This is a genomic window from Synechococcus sp. R55.7, from assembly GCF_047461955.1.
Classification (GTDB): Bacteria; Cyanobacteriota; Cyanobacteriia; order Thermostichales; family Thermostichaceae; genus Thermostichus.
Genome location: NZ_JANSIC010000193.1, coordinates 1 through 5,033 on the forward strand (window position 1 = coordinate 1; position 5,033 = coordinate 5,033).

At 54.7% G+C, this 5,033-nt stretch carries 4 protein-coding genes; all 4 read right to left on the reverse strand.

The window, feature by feature from the left end; genetic code table 11:
* Positions 1-180: 180 nt before the first annotated feature.
* The 4 genes from NW820_RS09975 to NW820_RS09990 all read right to left on the reverse strand — a co-directional run bounded on the left by NW820_RS09975 (position 181) and on the right by NW820_RS09990 (position 4,950).
* Positions 181-744, reverse strand: coding sequence for a shikimate kinase (locus NW820_RS09975; protein ID WP_414374890.1), 564 nt, complete (start codon positions 742-744; stop codon positions 181-183).
* 11 nt (positions 745-755) lie between these two features.
* The gene (locus NW820_RS09980) at positions 756-1,394 is read right to left on the reverse strand and encodes a riboflavin synthase (RefSeq protein ID WP_414407406.1); all 639 of its coding nucleotides are present in this window, start codon (positions 1,392-1,394) and stop codon (positions 756-758) included.
* A 12-nt stretch (positions 1,395-1,406) separates the two neighbouring features.
* Positions 1,407-3,104: an ATP-binding cassette domain-containing protein gene (locus NW820_RS09985; RefSeq protein WP_414332172.1), complete on the reverse strand. Its 1,698-nt coding sequence runs from the start codon at positions 3,102-3,104 to the stop codon at positions 1,407-1,409.
* Between the two features lie 604 nt (positions 3,105-3,708).
* On the reverse strand, positions 3,709-4,950 hold the full coding sequence (locus NW820_RS09990; RefSeq protein WP_011433340.1) for a response regulator: 1,242 nt from the start codon (positions 4,948-4,950) through the stop codon (positions 3,709-3,711).
* Positions 4,951-5,033: the final 83 nt, after the last annotated feature.

Here is a 5,033-nt window from a genome sequence, read left to right on the forward strand (position 1 = left end):
CATGAGCGCTTTGAGTTCCCTGAAGAAGTCCTCCCCCGCGGCAATGCGCTCTAAAGGAAGCTACCCTGGCTGCGTCAGGGATCCGCTCCCGGCGAATCTTAAGTAATCCACTTGAGTATTGAAGAGTTCAGGGATCCCCCAAGGGATCCCTTTTTGTTTTTTGTAATGGGCATGAGGTGGCTAGGAAGGGATCCCATCTCGCAAGCGGGCGCGAATGGCTTGCCAGATCTGTTCAACCAACTGGGGCGGGCTAGTTTCTGACCGGATGGGCACCCGCACATCGGCTTGGGCGTAGAACGGCTCTCGCTCTTGCATCAGCTTGTACAGGGCAGCTTGGGGGTCGGGGGTTTGCAGCAGGGGGCGTTGGCCGGGATCCCGCTTGAGCCGCTGCCAAATCAGCTCGGGGGTCGCATCCAGCCAAACGGTGAGGCCATGGTGCAAGTAGCTCCAATTTTTGGGGCGCAACACAATGCCGCCGCCTGTGGCGATCACCAGCCGGGTGTAGCTGCTCAACTGGGCCAACACCTGCGTCTCCAGATCCCGGAAGTAGGCTTCCCCATGCTCGGCGAAGATCTGAGCGATGGAAGAACCCCCCACCTGCTCCACCAGACCATCGGTGTCGAAAAATTGAAAGCGCAACTGGGCTGCCAGCTCCGATCCCACGGTGGATTTGCCGCTGCCCATCATCCCAATGAGATAAACATTTACGCCGCGCAGGCGCTCAACTTCCTCGGGGTGGATCATGGGAAAGGTACCTAGATATAGCCATGCTCGGCCAGAAACTCCAGAGAAACGCTGCTCTCGGGGGGCAGCAAGCCCAGCAATTTTTCCACATACTTGCCCAAAATATCCGCCTCTATGTTGACGGGATCCCCAACTTGGAGCTGAGAAAGGTTGGTCTCGCGGTAGGTTTGGGGGATCACAGCCACCTTGAACCAGCAGCCCCCTTGGCGCACCTCAGCAATGGTCAAGCTCACCCCATTCACCGCCACGCTGCCCTTGGGTACGATGTAACGCCCGATCTCTTCAGGAACCTTGAAGCTCAGCTCCCAGGCGTTGCCAGTGGCGGCTAGATCCCACAGTTGCCCCACCCCATCGATATGGCCGCTGACAAAATGCCCCCCTAACTTGTCTCCTACCCGCAGCGCCGGTTCCAGGTTGACTGTGCGCGGGCCGAGGGATCCCTGGCCCCAAGTCGAGCGCCGCAGGGTTTCCGGCGAAACATCGGCCAAAAATCCATCGGGCAGAATCTCCACCACCGTCAGGCAAAGGCCGTCCACCGCCACGCTATCTCCATAGGCCAACTGAGGTTGCAACCGGGGACAGGTAACCCGTAGCTGTGAAGAATTGATCAACTGGGCTGTGCCCAAACTTCGAACCAGACCCGTAAACATTGCTTTGGCTCCTTAGGTTTTGCCGGCTGCCTTTTTGGCTTTCTGTTTTTCTCGCTCTTTGGCTCGTTTTTCGGCAGCGATTCGCTCTTGTCGGGCTTTCTCTTTCTCTTCAGCGATCTTTTCTAGATAGTAGTGATAGTTGCCCTGGTAGGCGACCAACTCTCCGTTGCGAATCTCTACAATCTTGTTGGCCACTTTTGAGATAAAGTAGCGGTCGTGAGAAACAAGGATCACCGTGCCATCGTAATGCTGTAAAGCTTCTTCCAGCATCTCTTTGGCCGGGATATCTAAGTGGTTGGTGGGCTCATCCAAAATCAGTAGGTTGGCCGGCTGAAGTAGCATTTTCGCCAACGCCAAGCGGGCTTTTTCTCCCCCGCTCAAAGCCGCTACTTTCTTAAAAACGGCGTCGCCGCTGAACAAAAAGCGACCCAACAGCGTGCGCACTTCTTCGTTTTTCCAGTCGGGCACTTCGTCATGGATGGTGTCCAAGACGGTTTTGCTCAGATCCAAAGCCTCTGCTTGATTTTGCTCGAAGTAGGCAGGGATCACATTGTGTGCTCCCAATTTCACAGATCCCTCGGTAGGTTGCTCTAGGCCGGTGATAAGACGCAGCAGGGTGGATTTTCCTGCCCCATTGGGCCCCAGAAAGGCGACGCGATCCCCACGCTCGATCAACAGCTCCGCACCCAAAAACAAAATCTTATCTCCATAAATGTGCGTCAAATTCTCGATCTTCACCACCTCGCGACCACTGCGGGGAGCAGGGGGAAAGCGAAACTTGAGGGTACGCACGTCGCCAATGGGCGCTTCGACCCGCTCGATCTTTTCCAGTTGTTTTTCGCGGCTTTTGGCCTGAGTGCTGCGGGTGGCACTGGCCCGGAAGCGATCGATGAAGGTTTGTTGCCTTTCAATTTCCTTTTGCTGACGTTCGTAGGCAGCTTGTTGTGCCTCTCGCCGTTCAGCTTTTTGGAGTAGGTATTGAGAATAGTTACCCAAGTATGTCGTAGAAACTCCTCGCTCCGTCTCCACAATTTGGGTGCAAAGCCGATCCAAAAACTCTCGATCATGAGAAACAATCACCATGGGGATCGTCAAGCTCTTGAGGTAGTTTTCCAGCCACTCAATGGTCTCCAAGTCTAGGTGGTTGGTCGGCTCGTCTAGCAACATCAAATCGGGTTTTTGCAGCAGGATTTTCCCCAGGCTGATGCGCATCTGCCAGCCGCCGCTGAAGGCGCTCACCAACCGATCCCCGTCCTCCGGCTCAAACCCCATTTCCGGCAGGATTTTCTCAATACGCGCCTCCAGTTCATAGCCATGTAAACTCTCAAATTGGCGCTGTAGACGATCTAGACGGCGCAAAAGGGTTTCCAACGTGTCCGCGTCCGCCTGCTCCATCTGTTGGGTGATTTGGGCAATTTCTTGGTGAATGCGGTTTTCCTCTTGAAAGACTGTCCAGAACTCTTCTCGCACCGTTCGGGCGGGATCCACTCCAAATTCTTGGGTGAGATAGGCGATGCGCAGGTTGGCGGGGCGGATCACCTCGCCGCTGGTCGGTTCTTCTTGCCCGCAGATAATCTTGAGCTGGGTGGTCTTTCCGGCCCCGTTTACTCCCACTAGGCCGACGCGATCCCCAGGCTTAACTTCCCAGTTCACATCCTTGAGCACCTCACCGGTGGGATAGATTTTGCTAATGTGTTCCAGTCGCAGCATAATGCTCCTTGGGGATCGGGACCAATTGGAGAAGTGTGGCGTTTTCTTTACATTCTTTACTCGATTTTACGTATTCTTGGGATCCCTGTCCATGGATCCTGAGCAATTTCTGCTTGATTTCTCCCTCTCATTGATCTTGCCGGGATCCACGACAGCGTTTAATATTTCTGGTTTGCCTTCAGAAGTGCCTGCTGAACCCTGTTCGATCTTTTTTCATGTCTTCAGGGCTTGTTTGTCGGTACCCTTAGTATGGACTCTTTTGCCAGAAGCCTTGTGAGGCTTCTCTAAGGCTTAAACGACCTCTAATGCCAGCGGGGAAAAGCCAGTTCCTGAGAGAGATTGAAGTAGCCGGTCGTGATGACAATGAGGAAGGTTGATCGGATAAGTTTTCAGTGTATGGGATGCTTACTTCGTCTCTTGTTTCTGAAATCCCCGGCAACCTATTTTTCTCTTTTGGGCATGTCCTAATGAGCTATCAATCCATTGACATTAGCAGTCAGCCAAGACAAGTTATGGTCTCTTGAGTTGACTTCTTATCTAACATAAAACCTTTGTTGATTTTGACAGGAAAGCCAATGGCGACGGGGATCAACTCAGAAGGACACTACGCCTTGGCTTGATCCTCGAGGGAACGGGGGGATCCCTGAAACAGGGCAGGATGACCTGTTCTGCCTCCCTGAACCGACAGAGGATTTTGTCTGTGGGCAGGCGGCTGTTGGGCCAGAAGCCGCTTCACCTCTGCATTAAGCTGACTTTCGTTGAAGGGCTTGGTCAAGTAGGCGGTTGCCCCCGACCATTTGCCGCGGATGCGGGCCAGCAGACCATCGCGAGCGGTAACCATCAGGATGGGAAGGGACTTAAACTCTTCTAAGCTGCGCACAATGCGGCAAAGCTCTAGACCATCGATCCCCGGCATGGCGATATCCATCAACAACAGGTGGGGCCGATGCTGAAACAACAAAGGAAGCACCTCGGCGGGGTTGCCCGTTGTAATCACCTGATAGTTGGGCAAATACTGCCGTAGGATTTCCTGCATCACCACGCTGTCGTCCACCGCCAAGATGGTTATCGGGTTGTGGCGCTTGGTCTGCAGCAGCTCTTGGGGTGTTTGTAGGCTGACCAAACCTTTTTTCGCCCAGGAGGCAAAGAGATTGGCCACCTCCAGCCGATCCCGGCACAGCTTCTTGGCGATTGCTTCCAGCGACTGGCCATCTTTGGTGAGGGTGTGGAGCTTCTGTCGTTGCTCATCGGTGATGCGGTAGCGGTTGACCCGTTCCCAATTGACCACCGGCACCGCCAACAGGGTTGGGATCGCCACCTTCAAATCTGCCCAGCGATCGTGGCGCCGGGCGGCTTCTTGCAGCAGCGGCTCCAACTCAAACCCGCCAATGGGGGCCTCTTGGGCGACCTGCTCCTGCACCTCAAAGTAACAGGTGCCTGCCCGTTCGAATAGGTAGCGGTCGAAATCGGTAAGCAGGTTGAGCCACAGGGCATCTTCCAGCTCCCCCGGCTTGAGCAGGCCCAATTGCGTGATAGCCTCCAGCAGCTCAGGTAAGGAATGGTCTTTCATCAAGCGCTCTTGCACCACCGAGATGGCCCGCTGTGGCCATTCCAAGTTGAGGCGAGGAATAAAGCGGGAGAGTCGTTTCAGCAGGATTTGCGTGTTGAGGGGTTGATCGGCAGAAAAAAGCAGCCTGCCGTGGTAGTAGGTCAACACCCAGGGTTCCGCACCCTCAGAGGGATCCAGTCCCTTGAGGTGAATGTGCAGATATCCAGTGGTAAACCGCCAACCTTGCTGCCTGAGCAGTGGCGCAAGTTCCTCCGAGCCGAACACAAAACGGGACATGCAGCGTTCTCCGGGCCAACTTCTTCAGGCCAAATGAGCAGCGATTCACCTCAGCCACACGCTCAAACCGTCGAAAGGAGAGC